This is a genomic window from Xanthomonas chitinilytica (assembly GCF_026107455.2).
GTDB classification, from domain to species: Bacteria; Pseudomonadota; Gammaproteobacteria; order Xanthomonadales; family Xanthomonadaceae; genus Stenotrophomonas; species Stenotrophomonas chitinilytica.
Genome location: NZ_JAPCHY010000008.1, coordinates 181116 through 204411, shown reverse-complemented (window position 1 = coordinate 204411; position 23296 = coordinate 181116). Strand labels below are relative to the sequence as shown.

23 protein-coding genes are annotated in these 23296 nt (G+C 68.4%); 6 read left to right on the top strand and 17 right to left on the bottom strand.

Going from position 1 to position 23296, the window contains the following annotated elements; genetic code table 11:
* Positions 1 to 220: 220 nt before the first annotated feature.
* The gene (locus OK345_RS10920; protein WP_265128003.1) at positions 221 to 844 is read left to right on the top strand and encodes an RluA family pseudouridine synthase; all 624 of its coding nucleotides are present in this window, start codon (positions 221 to 223) and stop codon (positions 842 to 844) included.
* A gap of 209 nt (positions 845 to 1053) precedes the next feature.
* Complete coding sequence (locus OK345_RS10915) at positions 1054 to 1215, top strand: hypothetical protein (protein WP_265128002.1); 162 nt, start codon at positions 1054 to 1056, stop codon at positions 1213 to 1215.
* A 123-nt stretch (positions 1216 to 1338) separates the two neighbouring features.
* Here the strand turns inward: OK345_RS10915 and OK345_RS10910 are convergent, their stop codons facing one another.
* A complete protein-coding gene (locus OK345_RS10910; protein WP_265128001.1) occupies positions 1339 to 2253 on the bottom strand; it encodes an arginine deiminase-related protein in 915 nt (304 codons plus the stop codon).
* 389 nt (positions 2254 to 2642) lie between these two features.
* Positions 2643 to 3698 carry an ornithine cyclodeaminase gene (ocd, locus tag OK345_RS10905; protein WP_265128000.1) on the bottom strand — a complete coding sequence of 352 codons (1056 nt, stop codon included), beginning with the start codon at positions 3696 to 3698 and terminating at the stop codon, positions 2643 to 2645.
* A 138-nt stretch (positions 3699 to 3836) separates the two neighbouring features.
* Between ocd and OK345_RS10900 the strand changes: the two genes are divergently transcribed.
* On the top strand, positions 3837 to 4256 hold the full coding sequence (locus OK345_RS10900; RefSeq protein ID WP_265127999.1) for an Lrp/AsnC family transcriptional regulator: 420 nt from the start codon (positions 3837 to 3839) through the stop codon (positions 4254 to 4256).
* Between the two features lie 66 nt (positions 4257 to 4322).
* Here the strand turns inward: OK345_RS10900 and OK345_RS10895 are convergent, their stop codons facing one another.
* Positions 4323 to 5345 carry a LysR family transcriptional regulator gene (locus OK345_RS10895; protein ID WP_265127998.1) on the bottom strand — a complete coding sequence of 341 codons (1023 nt, stop codon included), beginning with the start codon at positions 5343 to 5345 and terminating at the stop codon, positions 4323 to 4325.
* Positions 5346 to 5429: 84 nt separating this feature from the next.
* Between OK345_RS10895 and OK345_RS10890 the strand changes: the two genes are divergently transcribed.
* A complete protein-coding gene (locus OK345_RS10890) occupies positions 5430 to 6206 on the top strand; it encodes an NAD(P)H-dependent oxidoreductase (RefSeq protein ID WP_265127997.1) in 777 nt (258 codons plus the stop codon).
* Positions 6207 to 6226: 20 nt separating this feature from the next.
* Here the strand turns inward: OK345_RS10890 and OK345_RS10885 are convergent, their stop codons facing one another.
* The 11 genes from OK345_RS10885 to OK345_RS10835 all read right to left on the bottom strand — a co-directional run bounded on the left by OK345_RS10885 (position 6227) and on the right by OK345_RS10835 (position 17921).
* Positions 6227 to 7069, bottom strand: coding sequence for a hypothetical protein (locus OK345_RS10885; protein ID WP_265127996.1), 843 nt, complete (start codon positions 7067 to 7069; stop codon positions 6227 to 6229).
* A gap of 221 nt (positions 7070 to 7290) precedes the next feature.
* On the bottom strand, positions 7291 to 8514 hold the full coding sequence (locus OK345_RS10880) for an MFS transporter (RefSeq protein WP_265127995.1): 1224 nt from the start codon (positions 8512 to 8514) through the stop codon (positions 7291 to 7293).
* Positions 8515 to 8754: 240 nt separating this feature from the next.
* On the bottom strand, positions 8755 to 10722 hold the full coding sequence (locus tag OK345_RS10875) for an alpha/beta hydrolase family protein (protein WP_265127994.1): 1968 nt from the start codon (positions 10720 to 10722) through the stop codon (positions 8755 to 8757).
* 353 nt (positions 10723 to 11075) lie between these two features.
* A complete protein-coding gene (locus tag OK345_RS10870) occupies positions 11076 to 11441 on the bottom strand; it encodes a cupin domain-containing protein (RefSeq protein WP_265127993.1) in 366 nt (121 codons plus the stop codon).
* Between the two features lie 160 nt (positions 11442 to 11601).
* Positions 11602 to 12375 (bottom strand): class I SAM-dependent methyltransferase, encoded by a 774-nt coding sequence (locus OK345_RS10865; protein ID WP_265127992.1) that lies wholly within the window; start codon positions 12373 to 12375, stop codon positions 11602 to 11604.
* 184 nt (positions 12376 to 12559) lie between these two features.
* On the bottom strand, positions 12560 to 12901 hold the full coding sequence (locus OK345_RS10860; protein WP_425510965.1) for a hypothetical protein: 342 nt from the start codon (positions 12899 to 12901) through the stop codon (positions 12560 to 12562).
* Between the two features lie 107 nt (positions 12902 to 13008).
* Positions 13009 to 14175, bottom strand: a complete 1167-nt coding sequence (locus OK345_RS10855; protein ID WP_265127990.1) for a YncE family protein — start codon at positions 14173 to 14175, stop codon at positions 13009 to 13011.
* A 622-nt stretch (positions 14176 to 14797) separates the two neighbouring features.
* Complete coding sequence (locus OK345_RS10850) at positions 14798 to 15247, bottom strand: universal stress protein (RefSeq protein WP_265127989.1); 450 nt, start codon at positions 15245 to 15247, stop codon at positions 14798 to 14800.
* Positions 15248 to 15582: 335 nt separating this feature from the next.
* Entirely contained in the window at positions 15583 to 16404 is an 822-nt protein-coding gene (locus OK345_RS10845; protein WP_265127988.1) for an arylamine N-acetyltransferase family protein, read from the bottom strand.
* Between the two features lie 253 nt (positions 16405 to 16657).
* Positions 16658 to 17512, bottom strand: a complete 855-nt coding sequence (locus OK345_RS10840; RefSeq protein ID WP_265127987.1) for a hypothetical protein — start codon at positions 17510 to 17512, stop codon at positions 16658 to 16660.
* 61 nt (positions 17513 to 17573) lie between these two features.
* Positions 17574 to 17921, bottom strand: a complete 348-nt coding sequence (locus tag OK345_RS10835; protein ID WP_265127986.1) for a PadR family transcriptional regulator — start codon at positions 17919 to 17921, stop codon at positions 17574 to 17576.
* Positions 17922 to 18310: 389 nt separating this feature from the next.
* Between OK345_RS10835 and OK345_RS10830 the strand changes: the two genes are divergently transcribed.
* A complete protein-coding gene (locus OK345_RS10830) occupies positions 18311 to 18721 on the top strand; it encodes an ExbD/TolR family protein (RefSeq protein WP_265127985.1) in 411 nt (136 codons plus the stop codon).
* Positions 18722 to 18773: 52 nt separating this feature from the next.
* On the opposite strand, the gene OK345_RS17725 is transcribed toward OK345_RS10830, so the two are convergent.
* Positions 18774 to 19085 (bottom strand): excalibur calcium-binding domain-containing protein, encoded by a 312-nt coding sequence (locus tag OK345_RS17725; RefSeq protein ID WP_343231580.1) that lies wholly within the window; start codon positions 19083 to 19085, stop codon positions 18774 to 18776.
* Positions 19086 to 19366: 281 nt separating this feature from the next.
* Here OK345_RS17725 and OK345_RS10825 point away from each other — a divergent pair, with 281 nt between their 5' ends.
* Positions 19367 to 20089 (top strand): hypothetical protein, encoded by a 723-nt coding sequence (locus tag OK345_RS10825; RefSeq protein ID WP_265127984.1) that lies wholly within the window; start codon positions 19367 to 19369, stop codon positions 20087 to 20089.
* Between the two features lie 394 nt (positions 20090 to 20483).
* On the opposite strand, the gene OK345_RS10820 is transcribed toward OK345_RS10825, so the two are convergent.
* Complete coding sequence (locus OK345_RS10820) at positions 20484 to 21458, bottom strand: HPP family protein (RefSeq protein ID WP_265127983.1); 975 nt, start codon at positions 21456 to 21458, stop codon at positions 20484 to 20486.
* Between the two features lie 200 nt (positions 21459 to 21658).
* Positions 21659 to 23074, bottom strand: coding sequence for an amidohydrolase family protein (locus OK345_RS10815; RefSeq protein WP_265127982.1), 1416 nt, complete (start codon positions 23072 to 23074; stop codon positions 21659 to 21661).
* Between the last annotated feature and the right edge of the window lie 222 nt (positions 23075 to 23296).

Sequence of the window (23296 nt, the reverse complement as noted above, 5' to 3'; positions counted from 1 at the left end):
GTCGGGCGGGCCGTCGTCCATCTATACAACTATCGGGTGGGAAAGGGAATTCTTGACCCTTACCGGTCATCACGCGGCATGCACGGCGGATCGGCCGTGCGGAAACCGTCGAATCGGCATGTCCCGATGGCCGCCAGCCACGTGCTGTTCCCGCCATGTCGGCCGCCCCGACGCTACCCTATTGCCCTTCCCGAACCATGAAAGCAGCCGCGGGCCCCGCGTGGATACCGATCTCACCCTTCACCATGCCGACCCGTACCTGCTCGTCGTCGAAAAGCCCGCGGGCCTGCTTTCGGTTCCCGGACGCGCGCCCGGGAACCAGGACTGCGTGGCAGCGCGCCTGCAGGCGATGCACCCCGACGCGCTGACCGTGCACCGGCTCGACCAGGTCACTTCCGGCCTGATGCTGTTCGCGCGCGGCAAGCCGATGCAGGCGGCGCTGTCCTCGCTGTTCGAGCGCCGGCAGGTGACGAAGCGCTACGACGCGCTGGTGCAGGGACTGGTCGCCGACGACGAGGGCGAGATCGCATTGCCGCTGATCTGCGACTGGCCCAACCGCCCGCGGCAGATGGTGGACATGGAACGGGGCAAGCCGGCGCTGACCCGCTGGAAGGTGCTGGCGCGCGATGCTTCGCGCAATCGATCGCGGCTGGCGCTGGAGCCGGTGACCGGGCGCAGCCACCAGCTGCGCGTGCACCTGGCCAGCATCGGCCACCCCATCGTCGGCGATGCGTTCTACGGCGCCGGACCGGCACCGCGGGTGTGCCTCCATGCCAGCCATCTGTGCTTCAACCATCCGCTGGAAGGAAAGCCGCTGTCGCTGCATTCGGCGGCGCCGTTCTGATGTCGCCGGCCCTACCGGACGGGCACATTGGAGCAGACGCCGATCCGGGAGGCGGTCCCCGACCGTCTTCATGATTGGCCGCACGCTGCGCCCGGCGCCGCGGCGACCCACCGGCAAGCCCGGGGCGGAGGCGCGTGTTCCAGGCGCGGGGCCGCCAACAAAAGCCCATCGCCCTTCCGCACCGATGGGAAGCGCTTTCGACAACCGGAATGTCCTTCAACAACCGGATCGCTGGTCATGGCCAATCACCAGCGGCGTTCATCCAGGAAGGCCAGGCCATGACCTGCACTCGTGCCGTCGCGAAGCTTTTCCACCTGCGCCGGGACGACGCTGCAGGGTCCGGCCGGGCCGCAACGTTCGACGCGGGGTGACCCGCCTGCGGACTGTTGGAGAGCGCTTCCCGCCTGCGCGGGGGCATCGGCAATGGTCCTGCCCGCCGCTCATGGCATTTCCCCGCTGCGCCGGCGCCCGGCAGGGCGGCGCGATGCGACGGCTCAGTAGATCTCGGCCACGCAGCAGCGCAGCGAGCCGCCGGCCGCTTCGATGGCGTCCAGTTCCACCCCGCGCACGGCGAATCCCGCCGCCGCCAGCATGCGGCGGTTGTCCCCGGACAACGCATCGGCCGCACGCCGGCTCATCCACACATTGCGCTCGGACAGCGCGATGGCATTGCCGGCGAACGCGGCCTGCTCGGCGGCCGACAGCCGGACCAGGTGCGGGCCGTACAGCGCATCGAGTACCCGCCCGGCCTGCACCGGTTCGGCGAATCCATCCGCGCAGAACAGCGCCGCGCGGCCGGCCAGCACTGCCAGCAGCACATTGGTGTGGTATTCGCCTTCGGCCAGGTCGAACATCCAGGTCGCGCGCAGGCCCAGTGCCTCGTGCATCAATGCCGCGCCGGCCTCGTCGCAGCGCTCGGACAACCCGCAGAAGCCCAGCCCGCGCGCGCGGTCGATCACCAGCGCGCCGGTGAGCTCGCAGGGATGCCGCTGCGTGGACAGGTCGATCGTTCCGTAGCCCAGCACGTCGGCGAAGAATGCGCGGATGTCGCCGCGGGCGGCTTCGCGCTGGCGCACCGGGTGGCGCATGCGCCCCACCACCAGCCGCCGCGCCGCGGTGGCGAACACGTTGTTGGGAAACACCCCGTCGGGCATTTCCGCATGGCCGGGGAAACAGACCACCGGCACGTCTTCGGACAGGGCCGCCTGCAGCCCGCGATGCTGGCGCAGCGCAGTGTTGCGGTCGAAGTCCTCCGGTGCGGCCATGTAGCGGTTGTCCGCCGCCGACTGCGTGGCATGCGCGAAGCCTTCCGGCGAGACCAGGAACGCCGCCCGGGCCGTGGCCGGCCCGAAATCCGCCGCGCACTGCCGCGCCGCCGCGAGGAACCCATCCGCATCACGTGTGATCATGGTGTCTCCAGTGAAAAACCGGCACTCCGCCCCCGGGACGGCCGTTGCCGTGCTACCCGCACCGTCCGCACATGGCGGGCCGTCGCGCGATCATATGCAGCGCGCCGGGGTTGTGGCCTTCCCGGGCGGCCGGCAAGCCCGCAGCGGCATGGGCTGCCGCAGCGGCCCACCATCAGCGGAACCTGCGGCGCGACCAGCGCCGCATCGATGCCGGGCCGGCCACGTGCGCCGCTCGAGGGAAAAGACCGGCCACCTTGCGGGCAACCCCGTCCCCTGGCATCCCGTGCGGAACGATACCTGCTCCCTCCGTGCTTCCGTTCCGGGCAGGAAACCACGGGCACGCGATTGCAGGGAGCAGGCGATACGCTGCCCGCTCCCCACCGATCCGCTCAGGCCGCCTTGCTGTCCGCCGGCGCCGCCATCGCGGCCATGTAGCCGAACAGGTTCTTCGGGTCGGCCATGTCCGGGATCAGCCCGGCGTCGCGGCCCAGGCCCAGTTCGCGGGCGTAGTCGCGCATCAGTCGCAGCGAGGCGTAGTCCTCCAGTGCGAACCCGACCGAATCGAACAGCGTCACTTCGCCGGCATCGCGACGACCGGCCACCTCGCCCGCCAGCACCCGCCACAGCTCGCATACCTGGAATTCGGCGGGCATCTGCTGCAGTTCGCCCTCGATCCGGCTCTGCGGCTCGAACTCGACGAACACGCTGGCCCGCTCCAGCACGGCGGCCTCCAGCTCGGTCTTGCCCGGGCAGTCGCCGCCCACCGCGTTGAGGTGCATGCCCGGGGCGAGCATGTCGGCGGTGAGGATGGTGGCATTGGTCTTGTCGGCGGTGACCGTGGTGACGATGTCCGCGCCCCGGGCCGCCTCGGCGGCATCGGCGCTGCGCACCACCCGCAGGCCCGGCGCCGACGCCGCCAGGTTGGCGACCAGCTTGTCGGTGGCGGCCGCATCGACGTCGAACAGCCGAACTTCGGCGATGCCCATCAGGTGATGGAAGGCGATGGCCTGGAATTCGCTCTGCGCACCGTTGCCGATCAGCGCCATCGTCGCGGAATCGGGCCGCGCCAGCAGGCGCGCGGCCATCACCGAGGTGGCGGCGGTGCGGATCGCCGTGGTCAGCGTCAACTCGCTGACCAGCGCCGGATAGCCGGTGGACACGTCGGCCAGCACGCCGAAGGCGACCACGGTGGACAGTCCCCTGGCGGGATTGCCCGGGTGGCCATTGACGTACTTGAAGCTGTATTCGCGGTCGTCGCAGATCGGCATCAGCTCGATCACGCCCACCGGCGAGTGCGATGCCAGCCGCGGAGTCTTCTCGAACGCCTGCCAGCGGCGGTAGTCGTCCTCGAGGTAGTCCACCATCCGCGACAGCACGGCCGGCAGGCCATGGATCGCGACGATGCGGGCGATATCGGTGGTGGTGAGCAGGGTGGTCCGGGTCATGGAAGGCTCCTCGTGGATCGGCGGCCGCGGCCGCAATGCCTCCATTCTCTCCACGCCCCTGCCAGGGCGATATGGCAATATCGCCAGCACATCGCCATTTCACTGGCATTTCGCCAACAAATATTGCCGGATTCTCCAATGGACGACCTCGACCACCGCCTGATCGCCCGGTTGCGGCACGATGCCCGCGCCTCCATCGCCGACCTGGCCAGGAGCCTGGACGTGTCCCGCGGCACCGTCAGCAACCGCCTGGCCCGGCTCGAGCACGAGGGCGTGATCGCCGGCTACAGCGTGCGCCTGCGCCCGGACAGCGCCCCGGACGACATCCGCGCCTGGGCCGGCATCGCGGTCAAGGGCAACCAACATGCGGTGGTGCGCGCCCTGCTCGGCGAGCCCGGGGTGGCCGAGCTGCACGACACCAACGGCCGCTGGGACCTGCTCGCCGGCCTGCAGGTGGCGTCGCTGGCGGAACTGTCCAGCGTGCTCGAACGCATCCGCGGCATCCCCGGCATCACCGCCACCGAGACCAGCGTGCACCTGAAGACCTTCCGCGGCTGACGGTACCGGTTTCCGGCACTACGGATGCCCGGGCCACAGCACGCATCGCACCGGAACCGCCCCGCCTCATGGACATCCGCCTCCCTGGCCGATGACTTTCATATCGCCGCATCGATACAGGCCATCCATGGTGCCCGGTCTCCGCGATCTTCCTGCGCGTCGTCCGTCGCCTGCGATCACCCGGCCCCGGCGCCGGTCCGCAGGGATACCGCGATCAGCTCGCGCAGCCATCGATGCCCCGGGTCGCGGTGGATGCACTCGTGCCAGGGCATCGACATCTCGACCCCCGGCACCTGCAGCGCCGGCGCCACGATCCGCAGTCCCGCCGCTTCCTGCAGCAACCGCTGCGGCACCATCGCCACCAGGTCGGTCCGCGCCACCATCGCCAACGCGGTGCGGAAATGCGGTACCGACAGCACCACCTTGCGCCATGTCCAGCTCGGCCAGCTTCCGGTCGGTCGCACCGGCGAAGCCGCCGCCATCCGGCGACACCTGTACATGCTCGAGCATGCAGAACTGCCGCAGCGTCGGCCGCCGGCGCAGCTGCGGATGCCCGTCGCGCCCGACCAGCACGTACTTCTCGGCGAACAGCGGACGGCGATGCAGCCCCGGCAGCGCATCGTCGCTGGCATGCAACGCCAGGTCGATCCCGCCGCGCTCGGCCTGCACCGCGATCCGCGCCGGCACCATCTCCAGCACCGCCAGCCGCGTGCCCGGCGCCTGCTTCCGCAGCGCCGCCATCGCCGGCAACAGGATGGCCGCCGTCCCATAATCGGTGGCGGCGATCCGCCAACGCTGCGCGGCTTCGGCCGGCACGAAACCGGCCACCGGCGCCACCACCTGCCGCAATCCTTCCAGCGCCGCGCGCAGCGGCTCGCGCAGCTGCTCGGCCCGCGCCGTCGGCCGCATGCCACGCGGACCCGGCAGCAGCAGCGGGTCGCCGAGCGCTTCGCGCAGCTTGGCGAGGTGCACGCTGACCGACGGCTGCGACAGATGCAGCCGCTCGGCCGCGCGAGTGACGTTGTGCTCGGCCAGCAGCGCGTCGAACGTGACCGGCAGGTTGAGGTCCAACCGCCTCAAATTGGCCATGGCTGTACCAGGAATTCTGGATATTCATTTCCGCCATAGTCCGACCCGGATCAGGCCGGGCGCCTTTCCCGACGAGTCGCCTGCATGAACGTACTGCTGGTCCACGCCCATCCCGAGCCCCGCTCGCTCAACGGATCCCTGAAGGATTTCATCGTCGGCCACCTGCAGCAGGACGGCCACGACGTGCGGGTCTCCGACCTGTACGCGATGCGCTGGAAGGTCACCCTCGATGCCGGCGACAGCCTGGACGGTGCCGCCGGCGAACGCTTCGACCCCTCGGACGATTCCCGGCGCGCCTACGCGAATGACCGACAAAGCCCGGACATCGCCGCCGAGCAGGAAAAACTGCGCTGGGCCGACGCGGTGATCCTGCAGTTCCCGCTGTGGTGGTTCACGATGCCGGCGATCCTCAAGGGCTGGATCGACCGCGTCTACGCCTACGGCTTCGCTTACGGCGTGGGCGAGCACTCCGACGACCACTGGGGCGACCGCTATGGCGAAGGCAGCATGGCCGGCAAGCGCGCGATGCTGGTGGTCACCACCGGCGGCTGGGATTCGCACTACGCTGCGCGCGGCATCAACGGCCCGATCGACGACCTGCTGTTCCCGATCCAGCACGGCGTGCTGTTCTACCCGGGCTTCGACGTGCTGCCACCCCATGTCGTCCACCGCACCGGCCGCATGGACGAGGCGCGCTATCGGCAGATCACCCGGGAACTGGGACAGCGGCTGGACGCGCTGTTCACCGCCAGTCCGATCCCGTTCCGGAAGCAGAACCATGCCGACTACGAGATTCCGGCGCTGACCTTGCGGGATGGAATCGCAACAGGAAAAACAGGGTTCGCCGCCCATCTGGAATAACAGGAATGGACCATCGCTTCCTACCTGTCCGCTACTCGCTGGGTGCCGGATCCGCCTGCCGCTTCCGCAGCCACTGGCCGCATGGCATCGCAATTCCGTTCGGCATGGTGGGCGACCCTGTTCCCGAGGCGGCTCTGCATCATGGCGATGCCATCGAGACGTTCATGCAGCCGGGACCCCGGCGGCACGAGCAGGCGCAAGGCCTCACTCAGCGACGGAGACCAGTCCTCGCCGGATGCCGGTATCGACTCCGCCGGCTCGCCGACATGCCAGGGCAGCATCCTTGCCTTCTGCGAGCTCGAATGCATCACGATACGGCCACCATCGCGACGATGTACCTGCACCAAGGCGTAAGGGTAATCGTCCGTCCAGCTGATTCCCTGGCCGTAGTACGCATCGACGAGCGCCACCCTGCCTTCGCGCCGCACATGCAGCCGGGCCAGCTGCCGGATCTCGTCATGCGTACATCGCATCGGCGGCAACCGGACATAAGGTTCGATCCGGCTCACCTCCCTCCGATCGACCCTGGCGGCCATTGCACGGACACCCGCCGCCCTGGGCCATGGCGGAGCCACTGCAGCCGCCACGAAGCTCTCCACTGACACCCGCGGCACGAACCGCTCGACCTCATGCGGCATTCCGCGCGAGTCGACATATCTCCCCTTCAGGACAAAGCCTTGCCCGGACAGCTCCGGTAAAAGGGTGAACTTCTCCTCCGCCGTCCCCCATCCCACGTACTGGTAGTCGATATGGATGCCGGCTACATCGGAGGGACCCTGCGGCTGCGCGGAATCCCGCCCATCGCAGGCACATCCGCTCAGTGCCATCAGCCACAGGGCCCACCATACGGAGGTTCGAAGCACCGCCCTTTCCCCTTTGGCCAAGCAGGCCCCAACCCTAGCGCATGGTCAGCGGGAGAGACATGGGTACGGCAATGGGTTCTCACCGCATCCAGGCCGGGGACGGGTCGTTCCGACCATTGGGGCCTGCCCCGCACTAAAGAACCGGACCACACATCCGTTCCCGGACCTTTTGTTGACCTGTCCTGCCCCCCCCTTCGCACCACCCCGATGGATACGGAAACTCAAGGACAGGAAGACACACATTCCGGCGCAGCCTTCTGCCCGCGCCGGGCCCAGGCGTAGATCAGCAGGCCGCCCAGCGCGGTCGCGGCGCCCACCACGCCGGTGGAGGTCCAGCCGTATCCGGCGGTGATCGCCATGCCGCCCAGCCAGGGGCCCAGTGCGTTGGCGATGTTGAAGGCGGAATGGTTGGAGGCCGCGGCCAGCGTCTGCGCCTCGGCCGCTACGTCCATCAGGTGCGATTGCAGTATCGGCGCCAGCGCGCCCATCGTGCCCACCGCCAGCACCGCGGGCAGCACGCTCCACACCGAATGCGCGGCCAGCGGGAACAGCAGCAGCACCAGCGCGGACCACACCAGCACCACGGCCGCGGCGCGGAACTGCAGGCGGTCGAACAGCCAGCCGCCGGCCAGCGAGCCGAGGATGCTGCCGATGCCGAAGGCCACCAGCCCGAACGGCACGAACGATTCGCGCACCCCGGTCACGTGCACCAGCGTCGGGGCCAGGTAGCTGAAGACGCAGAACATGCCGGCGAAGCCGATCGCACCGATGCCCAGCGCCAGCCATACCGGCTTGCGGTTGAAGTCGCGCAGTTCGCGCAACGCGTCCGGGCGCGGCGCGTGCATGCCGGGCGGCAGCACCCGCGAGGTCATCGCCACCGTGGCCAGCGCGATCGACGACACCACCACGAACGCCCAGCGCCAGCCGAATGTCTGTCCCAGCCAGGTCGCCAGCGGATTGCCGACCAGCAGCGCCACCGACAGCCCCAGCATCACCCGTCCCACCGCCGTACCGCGGTGCTCCGGGCGGCTGATGCGGGCGGCCACCAGCGCGGCGATGCCGAAGTAGGCGCCGTGCGGCAGGCCGGCGACGAAACGCGCCAGCAACAGCGACAGATAACCCGGCGCCAGCGCACTGAGCAGGTTGCCCACCGCGTAGAAGCCCATCAGCCCGAGCAGCAGGCGGCGGCGCGACAACCGCGCGCCCAGGATCGCCAGCACCGGCGCGCCCACCACCACGCCCAGCGCATAGGCGCTGATGACGTGCCCCACCTGCGGCTCGCTCACCGCCAGCCCGCGCGCGATGTCGGTGATCAGGCCCATCACCACGAATTCGCTGGTGCCGATGGCGAAACCGCCTATCGCCAGCGCGAACAGGATCAGGCCGACCTGGCGGGGGGAGAGTGCGGCGGCAGCGGAAGGTGCGGGGGAAGGAATCGAGGCCATGGCCCATTATGATGCACTGCAACATGGCGATTGTTACCGCAGCGTCGAGCCCGTCGGGGCGGGCGGCGATGCCGTTCGATCCGGCGCCCTGCCCTCGGCGGGGCAGCGCAACCGCACCGGGCGATGCTCGTGCCCGGCACCGGCGCTCGCTGCCGGCCCACGCGTGAACGACTGTTGCGAAGTACGCCCCACACCCCGCAGGACGATTGCGGCCAACCGGACGGGCGCGACCCGCCCGGGCTACTCCGCGGCCCTGGCACCGCCCAGATGCCGGCCCAGGAAGTCCAGCAGGCGCGTGTAGTACTCGCGGCGATGGGCCTCGGTGTAGAAGCCGTGTCCCTCGTTCGGGAAGTACAGGGTCTCGACCGGGACCCCGGCCTTCCGCAGCGCCTTCTCCATGCGTTCGCTGTGCTCGATCGGCGCACGCTCGTCCTTGCCCCCGGCAGCGAGGAACACCGGCACCGTGATCCGGTCGGCAAGCCGGCTGGGCGAACGCGCCGCCAGCGTGCTGCGCTCGCCCAGCCACTCCAGCGCCCAGGTCCTGCCCGACCTGCTGCGCGCGGCGGCATCGCGATGCAACAGGTCCAGGTCGTAGACGCCGACGTAGCCCACCGCGCAGCGGTACAGCTCGGGATCGCGCACCGCGCCCATCAGTGCAGCGTAGCCGCCATAGCTGGCGCCGTAGATGCAGATGCGCTCGCGATCGGCGATGCCCTGGGCGATGGCCCAGCGCGTGCCGTCGGCCAGGTCGTCCTGCATGCGCCCGCCCCATTCGCGCAGGCCGGCCTTCTGGTAGGCATGGCCGTAGTTGCCCGAGCCACGGTAGTTCACCCGCAGCACGGCATAGCCGGCCGCGGCAAGCAGCTGGGCATCGTCGTCGAACGCCCACTCGTCGAATACGCCGTACGGGCCGCCATGCGGCAGCATCACCATCGGTCGCGGGCCCGGCGCCGCCGCCAGCGGCTCGGTGAGATAGCCATGCAGGGTCATGCCGTCGCGCGCCTGGAAGGTCACGTAGCGGGAGGGCGGCACCTGGTCCGGTGAGAACCATTCCCTGCGGCTGAACACCCGGTCCGCACGGCGCGCCTGCGTATCGAACAGGAAGTAGTCGCCGTTGTTGCGGTCGCTCCACACGTACAGCAGTACCAGCCGGCCATCGGCGGTGGTCGACGTCACCCGCACGGCATCGGCGTTGAAAGCCTTTTCCAGGCTTCGATGGAAACGCGCGGTCGACGACGTCTCGTCGAAGAAGCGGTTCCTCACCCGGTCGGTCATGAACGACACGCCGATCGGCGTCCTCCCGTCGAAGTCATGGAGGATGCGGTACGGATCGACCACCTCGTCGCGCAGCAGCTCGACCTGTTCGTCCGTCGCCGGATTCCAGGACACGACCGCGTCCGGCCCGGATGCGCGCTCCACCTGCAGGTAGGCCAGCTGCCCGTCCGCGCTGAAACCCAGCGGGAACGTGCGGTGACCGCTGGCCTGCTGGTCGTTGACCAGGCGCCAGCCTTCGCCGCGCGCGTCCCGGTAGAACAGCTTGGCCAGGTTGTCCGTATCGGCGCCGCTGGCGAACCGCACCTCGCCCCGGGCATCCGCCACGAAGCTGGCGCAGCGGACGGGAGCATCGGCAACGCGGCTGCGCCGCCGGTTGTAGATGTCCAGCTTTTCTATGCGCATGTACGGATCGCTGGCCAGCGGCATCGCATAGACCAGGATGTTGCGCGGGTCGTCCCTGAGCGGGTCCAGCATGTACACCGCCTGCTCGAGCGTCGACCTGAAGGTGGCCACGTTGCCTGTCGCGTCGTTGATGCCGTACGGGCTCGCCAGCAACATGGCCTGCCTGCCATCGACGTTCGCCGCGTGCAGTTCGCCGATGACCATCGGCTGGTCCCGCGACCCGTACTTCCGGGCCAGCGAAACCACCACGCGCTCGTTGTTGGCCCACCAGAAGTCGTCCACCACCGAGTCGGCCTTGCCGGTGATCTTGGTGGTCGGCTTCATGTCCGCGCGCCGTATGATCACCAGCGCGGTGCGGTCCTCCAGCGGCACGGTCACCGCATAGTGGGCGCCATCGGGCGAGATCTTCACCCGCTCGTAGACGTCCTGCTTCAGATAGGGGGCCAGGTCGACGGTATCCGGCCGGGCACCGGCGACGGGTACCAGCAAGACGCACAGCAACAGGCCGGCCAGCAGCTTCAGGTACGGCATCCCTGCGACTCCCCCCATTCGTTCCGCCGATGGTGGCAAGCAAGCCGCCGGCTGTCCATGCCCTTCCCCTGGATGCAGCGAAGCCGCATGGGTTTCCCCGTGCAGGGCGACTGTGCCGGAAGGCCGGACGCAACCGGACCGGGAAAGCCCCGACGGCCCTGCTCCTCGGCTTTCCCACGTCCTCGCGCACTTCCGCGGCGACCGGCATCCCTGGCCCGGACGCATACCGATCGCGCCGGCCGTTTCTCCCAGTCGCCGGCATGAGCCCGGCGTAATGCAGGCGGCGCACCCGGCCGCCATCCGCGCCGTCGCGGTGGCGAACCCGACGTCATCGTCGCCGCGGCAGGAATCCCCTATTCGATCCTGTCGAGTACCTTCACCGTGCGCTCGTTCTCCACGTTGCCGGTATTGAGCGTCGTATTCGGCTCCAGCAGGACGACATGGCATTCATCGGTGAGGGCTTCCGGCAGATGCTCGACACCGCGCGGAACGATGATGAATTCGCCCGGTCCCAGCTCGACGGCACGGTCGCGGAATCCCATGCGGAGCCTGCCCGCCACCACCAGGAACAACTCGTCCTCGCGCTCGTGATGGTGCCAGTGGAAGGCGCCCTTGAACTTGGCCAGCTTGATCTGGAAATCGCCGATGTCGCCGGCGACCTTCGGGCTCCAGTGCTCGCTGAACGTCGCGAATGCCGCCGCCAGGTTGACCTTGTCCATCACTTCCTCCAACTGGATTCATTGCGCGCAACGCGCGCGGCTTTGCGCCCGGCGCGGCACCGGGCTGGCCGACCGGCGCGGCAACCGTCCTGCACAGCATCGCCGATGCAATGCCGGTTGCACCACCCGGGACGAGGGCGGCGCGGGGCTTTCGATCCGATCAGGCGCCCGATGCGTCGCGCCAGGCCTCGAACGTCACGATCCCGTCGCCCATGCGGGGCGCGCGACCATGCCGGTAGTCGCCGCAGGCCACCACCTCGGTGAAGCCCACCGCCCGCAGCGCCATCTCGAATTCGGCGACACCCCACCAGCGCAGGCAGAACAGGTCGATCTCGGTGTCGACCAGCCTGCCTGCACGCCAATGCTCGTAGCGCAGGCAGGTCGTGGTGGTCTGCGCGACGAAGTCGGTCCCGGTCCGGTCGGCCGTCAGCGTCAGCAACTCGTCCCCGCCCGCCTGCCACGTACGTACCGAGTGCGGCGCACCGAGAAAGCCGTCGATGGCATCCAGGTCGAGGATCAGCCGCCCACCCGGAGCCAGATGCTCATGGAAACGGCGCAGTACCGCCAATGCCTCCTCGTGACGGGTGATCAGCTGGAACGACCCCAGCGGCACGACGATCGCGTCGAAGCGTTCGGGATACGAGAAGTCCTGGAAGGTCTGCCGGCTCAATCCGGCATGCAACGAGCGGCTTTCGCAGGCTCTCCGGCAATAGCCCAGCATCTCCCCGGAAGCATCGAAGCCCTCCATCGCCACCCCTGCCTCCAGCAGGGGAACGAACAGCCGCCCATTGCCCACCGCGGGCTCGAGAACCGGGCCGTTCAAACCCTTCAGCCGTTCCAGATAGAACTCGACATCGCCGAAGGATCGGCCGACCGGTTTGTCCAGGTCGTAGACCCGGGCGGCCAGCGCTGCATAACGATTGTTCACCGGCATCCTGTTTCCTTCCGCACCTTCATCTCCAGCGCGGAAGGATGCCTGGCCGCTCCCGCTTCTGGCGACTGTAGCCACCGCTTCGATCCGACACGGGCCGGTTGCAGGGTCGAAACGACGACATGACCGGCATCGATCCCGCTCGCCATCACCCGGAACATCTGCCATTCCCGACAGGCTGGCCCGCTCACTCCCGCGATGAATACCACGCCGCATAAGGCGTGTTCTTCGCCAGATGGCGGTTGTAGTCCGGCGCGCCATCGCTCCACCACACCGGCCCGCGTTCGCCCAGCGCGATTTTGGCCGCCTCCACCGCGGCGCCGGCCTGCGCCAGGCGGTCCCTGTCGCCGGCCTTGCGGGCGGCTCCCATTTCCCTGCGCGCCGCCATGAGCCGCTTCACCCATGTCTCGCGCTGCGCTTCCGGCAGGTGCGGATTGGCCGCACGCCACAGCCGTCCCCGCACGATCAGGTAACGGCCATCGGGCGTTCGCAACGGCGGGGATTTCAACGTGGGCGCTCCGGGGGGCAGGCCGACGGCGGCAGCATCCTTGCAACGGCGTGTGCCCCGCGTCGAAACCTGCCGGCAGGTCACAACCGCTCCCGGCCACGTCGCCGTGGCCGGGCGGCGTCATCCGGTCATCCTTCCAATGCAATCCTGGCCACGCCTTCGTCGCTGTCCTTGGCGTCGCCCTCGCCGTTCTTGATGGTCACGTACAGCACGTTGCGCCGGGCATCCAGCGCCAGGCTGTTGGGATGGGTCGGCACCGCGTAGGAGGCGACCTGCCGGTAGCTCTCGCTGTCGTAGGCGGTCACCGTGCCGGCCTCGCGGTTGGTCACGTACAGGCGCTTGCGTGGAGCATCCAGCAGCAGCCCCAGCGGGCCGGCGCCGGTCGGGATGCTGGCCAGTTCCCTGCCGGTGGCCGGGTCGAGCACCAGCACGCGCTTGCCCGGATGCCGGGAAGCGAAGCCGGGGATGCTGCTGGCCTGGTACTTGCGGATCATCTCCAGGCCCTGGTCGGTGACGAACAGGCGCTTGCCCGACGGATCCAGCGCCAGGTTCATCGGCTGCTCGGCACCGACCTTGAAACGCTGCTCGACCTTGTGGCTGTCGGTGCCAACCACCACCACCTCACCCAGCAGGTTGGAGGTGAACACCCGCCCGGATGCCGCATCCAGCGTCAGGCCCGGCGCCTTGGCCTTGCCCAGGCCGGGAATCGTGTCGACGAGTTCGAGCGACTGCGTGTCGACCACGAACAGCACGCTGCCCTCGCCCGAATGGCCGGTGACGTAGAGGCGATGGTTGGGGGCATCGACCACCAGCTCGCGCAGGTCGTGGCTGTAGGAGGCCTTGCCGTCCTTGTCCACCACCTTCTCCATCAACTGCACCGTGCCCACGACCGCGTTGCGCGCGGTATCCACGACCGTCACCGAGGTATCGACGGTGTTGCCGACGTAGAGCCGGTCGCCGGCGTCGTCGAGGACCAGGCCGAATGCCTTGCGCTCCAGCGCGATGCCCGCCTGCACGGCCAGCGTGTCGGGGTCCAGGCGCAGCACCTGCGCCGGGCCGGCGGCGTCGCCGAAGCCGCCGGAAGATGCCACGAACACGGCGTTCTGCCGGGGGCTGTAGGCCAGTTCGTACAGGCCCTTGGCGACGGCCTTGCGCTGGACGGCCGAGGTGCCGGCGTCCGCGGCGGTGGCGGACTGGCCGTCTGGCGCTGTCGCCGCCGAGGCGGCAGGCAGGGCGAGGATCAGCGATGCAGCCAGGGAGAGGGCGGCGGATCGGAATACGGAAGGCGATGACATGCGAGCGTCCTTTGATGTGGCAAAGAGGGAGGTCCTTTGCTCGCGCGGCCGGTGCGATGCGGCGCCGTTTCGACAGGCGTCGCATCCATCGGCCGGCCACACATCGATGCATCGTGGGCAGGCTGGCAGGCGCGGCCATGTTAGCAGGCGATGCGTTGGCCGGCTTCCCCGCAGCGCCGGAACGGGCCGTCGGGCCATCACCCTCTGCACAGCGCCTCCCCGGCCGTCGTGTCCGCCGTTGCCGTGCGTTGTCGCGACCGGGGTCCGGCAGACGACATGCGGCGCGGAACCGTCAGCGGCCGTTCCAACGAAATCCCGGCCTGAAAGGGTCGCTCCGATTCGCGGAGTCCAGGCGGCAACCGGCACTCCGGCGCGAATGCCTACCTGCCATGACCGAAGCAGGATCGCGGCATTCGCAGGCAACGGACCGGGCCACCGGCATCGGCGGCCACGACCAGCCCCTGCAGCAGCGCCTGCCCGTCGTTGCATCGGGCAATCGGACAGGCACCGCCGCAGGCGGGCAGACGGCCTGCTCCTTCCTTGCAGCCCCTCCAGCTTCCCGCCACAACCACGCCATCGACGTGGTTGTGGCCAGAGGGACGGCCGTTGCGGTGGCAGACGATCAGCCGGCGCTTTGCCGGTAGACCAGCACCGGCACATCCGAGTGCGTGAGCACCTTGGCCGTCACGCTGCCCAGCACCAGCGCCTTGACCCCGCGCCGGCCATGCGAGGCCATCGCGATCAGGTCGCAGCCCTTTTCCTTCGCCGTCGCGATGATCGCCTCGTGCGGGTCCTCGCTGGTCACGACCACCGTCGCATGCTCGACACCGGCGGCGGCGGCCTTGCCCGCGGCCTGCTCGAGACGCGTGTCCGCCGCGACCCTGGCGTGGCCGTCATAGGCGTCGCGGGTTTCGGCGACCTGCTCGGGCAGCAACGCGAAGACCTGGAACGGCTCGATGGCCGTGAACAGGGTGACCCTGGCGTTCAAGGCCTTGGCCAGCGCCAATGCCTGGTCGACAGCGTAATCGGACAAGGGCGAGCCATCGGTTGGAACAAGAAGATGCGTGTACATGTCCACTCTCTCCGTCTGGTATCCACAGGCAGTGTCTTCCCCGGCCCCGGGGTGCTCATTGATCCAGATCAAGCGAAGGCCGCCGCGGTAGCCGGGTCGGATTCACTTTCCAGCGGGAGCCGCCAGCGCTACCCGGCATTCCGGCACGGCGCGCGGCCACGGGACAACCGCATACCGGCACGCAAGCCCTCCCGCATCGACCAGACTACCGCGACTCGACCGGCGCGGCATCCCGCGATCTTCCGCCGGCGTCGCTGCGGATGCGGATGCGGATGCGCATGCGCATGCAGCTTCGGTCCCCACCGACGAAACGCTGCCCGCAAGAGCACACGGCGTCACCCCACCAGGCGTGCGTCGATGGCGACCTGCAGGTCGGGATGGGCCGGTACGCGTATGCCGAATTCATCCCGCAGCACCGCGATCACCGCGTCGGCATCGGGCAGGTCGAAGCGTTCGCTGGCCTGGCCGATGCGATGGATGGCGAAGCTGCCGTTGTTGAGGGTCCTGCGCCAGCCAGGCCCGGTGCGAGCCACACGCAACTGCCCCAGGAACGACGAGTCCGGGTGCGTGCCGACGTACCAGTTGCCGACGATGTAGTCGATCTCGGCCTGCGGTTGCAGGTCGAATACGTACATCGCCCGCCATTCGCCGCCGACAAGGGCGCGCAGGGTGTACCGGCCATCGTGCCGCGTGATGCGATACGGCTCGTGCGGGGTAGCCTGCGGATCCTCGGTGTCCAGTCGCAGCGGCGCGGTCGGCACCATGCCACCGAAGCCGACATCGGCGACATGGCGTTCGCCGTCGAGGACCACCAGCACCAGCAGATGGGTGCGTGCGGTAAGCGCGTCTTCCGGCCCGCCCATCACCACGCGCGCGGTCAACCCGCGCGCATCAAAGCCCAGCTCCTGCAGCAACGCCAGGAAGATGCGGTTGAGTTCGTAGCAATACCCTCCGCGTCCGGCGTGCAGCAGCTTGTGCTGCACGGTCGGCAGGTCGATCGGCACGGGCAGGCGCAGCAGGGAGGAAATCGTTTCGAACGGAAACGTGGCGGTGTGACGCTGCTGCAACTCGCGCAGGGTGGCCAGCGTGGGCGGCGGCGGCCGGTCGTAGCCCAGCCGATGCAGGTAAAGCGCGGCTTCGGTGAGAACGTCGTTCATGGCAGGCTCCTGGAATGGCAGGCGGCCGTTGCGCGACCACGAACGCGATTGGGATCGAACGCGACCCGATCGCGGATGCGCAATGCAATAGCCCATGGATGCACCTTCTACCTGCATTCGGCCATGCCGGCACGGCCATCGAAGCCCAGTAGAAGCAGGCGGTCGCGCCCCGGAAAGCCGGTAGAACAGGGGCGCCCCGGTTGGATGTTCCTCCACGGGTCGGCTTCGAGCCTGGCCCGTGTGCCAAGGCACGCTAGCTCGCCGCGCCCTTGATCGGCGCCGGCGCAGGACGGATGCACGTCCACTCCCTGTAGGCGTAGTAGAGCCCGAACAGCACCATCATTCCGCCGATCACCAGGAAGATGGGCGAGGCAATGGCATTGGCTTCAGCCAGGCGGAATACGTTGAACTGCCCGCCATCGGACGCGGTCATCGGCGAGGCATGGGCGACGAGCAACGCGCCAAGGCCCAGGTTCAAGCCCACCTCGACCCGGCGCAGCCATGGCGGCCGGGCACCGAGCAGCAACGCGACGCCATGCTGGAGCACCATCGCGACCAGGAAGGCCAGCGTGAGTCCGCGCTGCCAGCTGCCGGCGAACTGCGCGGTCAATGCCAGTCCATCCACCGGAACCACATCGGGCAGCAGCAACCTCGCGAACGCCACCGGTGCCGCGTACACGGCGACGGGAAACACCAGGATTCCCAGCATGGACAAGGCCGAGACACCGCGCGGCATCCAGTTCGGCCCGCGCTTCGGCTGCCACCAGAACCCGCCGGGACGATGACGACGCAGCCAGCCGGCCAGCGCGAAGAACACCAGCAGGATGCCCAGCCATTGCAGGAACGCCGCCTCCACGTCGAAACCACTCCGGCCCAGCAGCGCGTGCAAGACCAGCACCACCGCACCTCCCAGCGCCCATATCAGGAAATGATGCGTATCCGCGGCATCGATCAGCGCCGGCCGCGCGTGATAGCGCTGCGCGGCTTCCGCCGGGCGACCGAACTCCTTCAGGAGCGCCATCGCCATCGTCCTGTCCGGCGCGCGGCCGGCGTCCCGCGCACGGGCGGCCAGTTCTTCGTCCAGCAGCGCACGCAGTTCGAACGCCACGTCGTTGCGTTTCGCACGCGGCAGGCAGGTCGCCACGTCGCGCACATAGGATTCGATGATCTCATTCGTGTTCATCAGCCGACTCCCTCTCAAGAAAACCGCCCATCACCCTGACCTGATCGCGCCAGGCCGCGACCAGCATCGCGAACACCCGCGCCCCCTCCGCGCTCAGCTGGTAGTAGCGGCGCGGCGGCGCGTATTCGGTGTTCCACTCGCTCGTCAGCAGGCCCTGCCCTTCCAGCCGCCGCAGCAGCGGATACAGCGTTCCCTCCTCGACCGGCATGCCGCCATCGGCCAGCGCCTGTTTCAGCGAATAGCCGTACTGCGGCACCTGCAGCCGCGACAGCACCGCCAGTACCAGTACCCCGCGTCGCAGCTCGGTCAGGCCCGTGTTGTCTCGCTCTACCATGCGCCACCTATTACTGTTTCATGCACAGTAACGCCCCACCCATACTGTGTCAAGCACAGTAGGTTCATCCGGTTCCCGGACCCTCGTTTTTCCATGGATGTCGACCGTCGGCACCCCCGGGGGCCAAGGCCGGCAGCAAGGCGGAGCGATGCAGCAAGCCGGCACCCAGGCCCCGCATGTCTTCCGCTTTCATCAGCATGGCCGCCGCTCCAACGCTGCCGGGAATCCGGCCTCACCTTGTCGCTTTCCTGCCCCCGGCTCCCCGACGCTCGCGGGATGCACGACTCGCGGAATGGCTACTGAACACTCCCGGCCAGTCGATTCAGGGAATCCAGGCGCACGCGTAATCTCGGCCCTGGGGCAACCGGCCTCGTTGCAGGGAGCAGCTCATGGCGTTCAGTACTGCAGGAAACTCCGGACCGCTGGCGGACATCAATGTCACGCCCTTGGTGGACGTGATGCTGGTGTTGTTGATCATCTTCATCGTGACCGCGCCCATCGTGGCCCGGCCCATCACCGTGCAACTGCCGCAGCCCACAGACAAGATCATCGATCGCCCCGATCCGCCGCCACCGATCGAACTGCGTCTCGATGCGGCCAACCAGATGACCTGGGACGGCATGCCGATCGCGGCGGCTGAACTGCGGGCTCGCCTGCAAACCCAGGCGCAGGCCCATGCCGGCAACCTGCCCGAACTGCGCATCGCAACCGACCCCGGTGCCGAGTACGAAGGATTGGCAAAGATCCTCGCCGCAGCCGAAGCCACCGGCATGCAGCGCATCGCCTTCGTCCGCCCGTAGGCCGACAGAAGCGGTTCGCCCGCTGCGGCAGCGGGCGAACCGCTGCACCCGCTCATCGCCCGCGATAGGGTTCGCAGCCGATACCGTCGTTGTCCCGGTCCAGGTGCGGCCCGTAGCCCGGATCACCACGGCGAACGGGCGCCGCTCCGGCCGCACGGGCCTCGTCGCAGTTCCGGAACGCCCTTCGATCGGCCGGCGCCACGCGGGCTGGCGTGCCATCCAGGGATTGCCGCGCCGGCTCCCGATGCGACGTTCCTGACGCGCCCGCACGGTGGCAGTGGTAGCCACCATTCCTGCGGTCGTTGTGGCAGCCCTCCTTGTTGAGACCACCGGGATGGGCATGCGCCACGGACCCCAGCAGCATGACCGCGGACAGCGCCGCTACGGCGTGTCGCAACCTTTCCAGAACTCTCCTCATAGCGCCCCCCTGCGCCAACTCGAGGCTGCCGACCGCTTGCGGCCAGCCCGAAGGATGCACTTTACCTCCGGTTCCACTTCTCTGTTCCCGGCTCTCTGCTTCTGGAGCCAACAGAAGCCAGGCTCCATCCCCACAGCGCGTACACCGGTATCATCCTCCGCCTCGCCGGCAGCATGGTCCCACGCACCGTTCGCGACACAACCGGATCCACTCAAGGAAGACACATCATGCAGATCGATCCCACCCGTATCCCGAGCGATGGCTGGACGGCCAACGGCCTTCCCGATTTCCCCTGCAGCCCCAATCCGCAACTGGACGATCTCGTCGAGCTCGGACGCAACGTCGCCCACATCGACGAAGTCATCGCATTTCTGGAAGGCGGCTTCTGCAGCACGCTGTTCGCATTCGGCCAGGTCCTGCGCGAGCGACTGCCCACCATCGAAGCACGACTGGCGGCGGACAACATCGCCACCCTGCACCAGGGAAGTACCGATGCGATCGTGTTCAACGGCGACCTGACCATCGATGGAGACGTGCTGCAGCCCTCCCTGTTGCTGGTGACCGGCAATCTGACCGTGAACGGCGCGCTCCGCGATACCGGCCGCATCGCGGTGCTCGGCGACCTGCGTTGCCGCCACGTTGGTACCGATGCCTGGGTCATCGTGGGCGGCGACTGCATAGCCGACGGGTTCGTCCATGGGTCCTACAACCACAACATGTTCGAAGTACTCGGCCAGCTCCGCGCGCGGGCGGTACTCACCGACGATCACGGGTTCCATGCCGCAGGTGGCATTGTCGCCACCCACGCTCCGTCCACGCCAAGCCGAAACGGCTGGGGCCCGTCCCTGTTCGACCTGTGGGATGCCGGCCACCGCGCCGAGCTGCTGGCTGTGGCGGGCACCGAGGTGTACGCCGTGGTGGACCGCGAGAAGTTCGAAGAAGAGAGCTGAGGGCCGATTGCCTCTTTCGAGTTCACGCGCAAATGTCCCGGAGGATGGGACCGGAGCTGTTCATCCATGCGAACCGAATCGGTACCGTTTCAGCGGCAGCGGTTCAAAGTTTGGCGCGCATTCTCACCTTTGAGGCCGGTGGGAAAGGGAGCAGAGACGAGCTCCCGGCTCCGCCCACGGGAACATTCGCTTCGTGTTTCCCGCCACCCGTGGCGACACGGCCGCCATCGGCGTGAACAGCGCGGCCCGCCACGACCAACGCCGGTAGCGGGACGATCGCCATGTAGAGCATGAATACGCGCCGCGTAGACATCCGAACACCGCCCGGCGCATTGACCACGGGCGGGCATTTGAAGCACGCCGCACACGCGGCCCCGCTTCCGGATTTCGGACGTCAGGAGGCCTTCATCCAGCGTCCGTTGCCCTGCGGTACGACTTCGAAGCGCGCCCACTGGCGGAATTCAACCGGCGCGCAGGCACCGGACTGTCCGGCATTTTCACCGGCCAACACGCGATAGTGGACACCGCCGACGTCCGCGTTCGCAGGTACTTCGTCCTGCATCACTACCCGGCGCACGCTCCAAAGCTTGCCGAGCTTGCCGTTGCTGTAGCAACGGCCGGCGCTGATTTCCCCAGGGTGGGTGATGTTCCGTTCCGCGTGCTGCTTGGCCAGTTCCAGCAGCTCGGTGAGATTCTCCGCGGTGATGTCCACGTAGGAATTCAATTGCTCCATGGCGGCGGAGAAGTCCTCCTGTGTCAGTTCGAACTGGCGCTCCGAAGATCGCGTCACCTCGCTGGGCGCGCGACGCCTGTGCAGATGGGCCGGGTAACGGCGCCAGGGGAACATCGCATTGAACACGACTGCCAGGGACAGGATGGCCACCACGTTGATCAGCACCGGAACCAGCAGATAGTGATAACCCAACGCCTGCAGTTCGGGACCACCTATCACCGCCGCCAGCGCGGTGGCACCGCCGGGAGGATGGATGCAGCGCAGATAGTGCATGCCCAGCACCGCCAGCCCCACGGCGACGGCCGCAGTCCAGCCCTGGCCCGGAAACAGCTTCTGGCAACTCACGCCGATACAGGCGGAAAGCAGGTGCCCACCCAGCACCGGCCACGGTTGCGACAGCGCCCCCTGGGGCACGGCGAACAGCAGCACCGCGGACGCGCCCATCGAGGTCACCATCAACAGGCTGCCCATCGCACCGGCCGCCTGCAACGGAAACGCCCAACACGAGATCCCGTAGACAGACACGATGCCCAGCAATGCCCCGATCCCGGATATCCACTTCTCGCCATGGCGCGTGGTATTGCGCTCGATGCCCAGCAGCTGGCGCAGTTCGGTCAGGGAGGAATGGAGGTTCATGCAGACGCGGATGAAAATTGGGCCGCGCAGTCTATGTGAATCGGGACTCCGTGCAGCCCCACCTGCCTGACGCGATGACCGAGGGTGGTACGGCGTCGTGCCTTGCCCGATGGCCTGGCACCTCGCCCAGCAATCGACCGCCAGAGATGTGCGAGCGCCTCCTTGCGGACGGCCGGCAGCCAGAATCGTACGCAGCCGCGCTAGCGTGCCAGATTCCCCCGCGCTCTATCCGAAGCCGCAGATGGCAGTTCCAGCGCGTCGTGGGCGGCAGCCCGGTACTGCCGTTCGACGTCCTCGAGACGTCCGGCGAGATCGTCGCCCGGATACCAGCGACCATCCGCCATAACCCCCAACGGCTGTCGCAGCGTGGCCAGGCCGGTGCGTGGATCGTCGCGCACGAGCACGAGGTCCGCACGTGCGCCCGGCGCGACCACACCCGACAGCGCCAGGTCTGGCCAGTGGCGGCGCACGAATTCCCCTGGCGCGCGCGTCGCAGTCACCAGCGCTTCGTACGGCGTCAGCCCGGCATCGACCAGCGCGTCCAGGTTGTCGTGCAAGGCGAAGCCGCCCACCAGTCCGGGGATGTCCTGTGCATCGGTGCCCGACAGCAGCGGCACGCCGGCCTCCTGCAGCGCGCGCACGAATACCGGCAGGAAGGCCTCGCGTCGGTCCAGGCTGCCCTCCCGGCTCGCATAGCCCTGCGCCGGCCAAGATACCCGGAACTGCGGCGGCAGGTAGCGCGTCTCGGGACGGAGCAGGAAACCTGTCACGACCTCGGGCCGTCCCCATTGCGCCGCAATGGTGCGATAGGTCACGAGGTCGGCGACCACCGGCGTCCCACGCGTACGCAGCAGCGCGACCGCCGCCTCGATCTGCGCCGGGTCGGGCGCTGCATTCGGGTCGTCGTCCGGCGCCGGCGGGAAGAAGGTATAGAAGAATTCCTCCAGATGCGCCACCAGCGCCATTCCGGCTTCCAGTTGTCGCCGCAGGCCCACTGCGGTTACCCCATGGCCGACCACCGGCAGACCGGCCACGCGCGCTTCCGTCATCAGCGCCTCGAAGGCCGCCGGCGACAGATTGTTGTACAGCTTCAGCGCATCGTAGCCATTGGCCTGCGCCACCCGCACTGTGGCCCGGGCATCGTCGGCGTCGCGTACCACCAGGTGCCCGTAGCGTGGCGAACCGTCCACGGCCAGCGCGACGAAACTACGCGGCCCCACCAGTTCGCCCGCCGCCACTGCCGCCCGCGTGCGCCCGACGAAACTGTTGCGGGCCTCGCCCATGTGCAGCGTCGTGGTGATGCCCAGCGCCAACTGCACCGCCATGTCCTGGCGGCCATCGAGGTGGTTGTGCATGTCGGCCAGGCCCGGCAACAGCCAGGCGCCGTCGCCATCGACCACCCGTGCCTCCGGTGGCAACGGCAGCGCGCCGCCGATCGCCGCGATCCGGCCGTCCTCGACCAGCACCGTCTGCCCGGCGAGCGCGCGGTCCTGGTCCATCGGCAGCACGTGAACGCCCACGAATGCCACGGTCCCGCGCGGCGGCACCGGAGAAGACTGCGCCTTGGCATCCAGCACCGGCAGGCAGGCGAGCAACAGAAGCAACCAGGTACGCATGGCGGCACGTCTCAGGAAGGCCAACGCGCATTATCTGCCCGGTGTCCCCTGCCGGCATGGGCGACAGGTCACGAGTGCCCGGCGTTCCGGGAGCCGCATCCGGCTGCCGGAACGGGAGGAACCCGACCCTGCCCCCTGTTTTCGACTCCTGCCTTTCCGTTCTCCAACCAGCAGCAGCCCCCATGGCAGGCCCAGGCACCGACAAGCCGCTGGCCCTCCTGT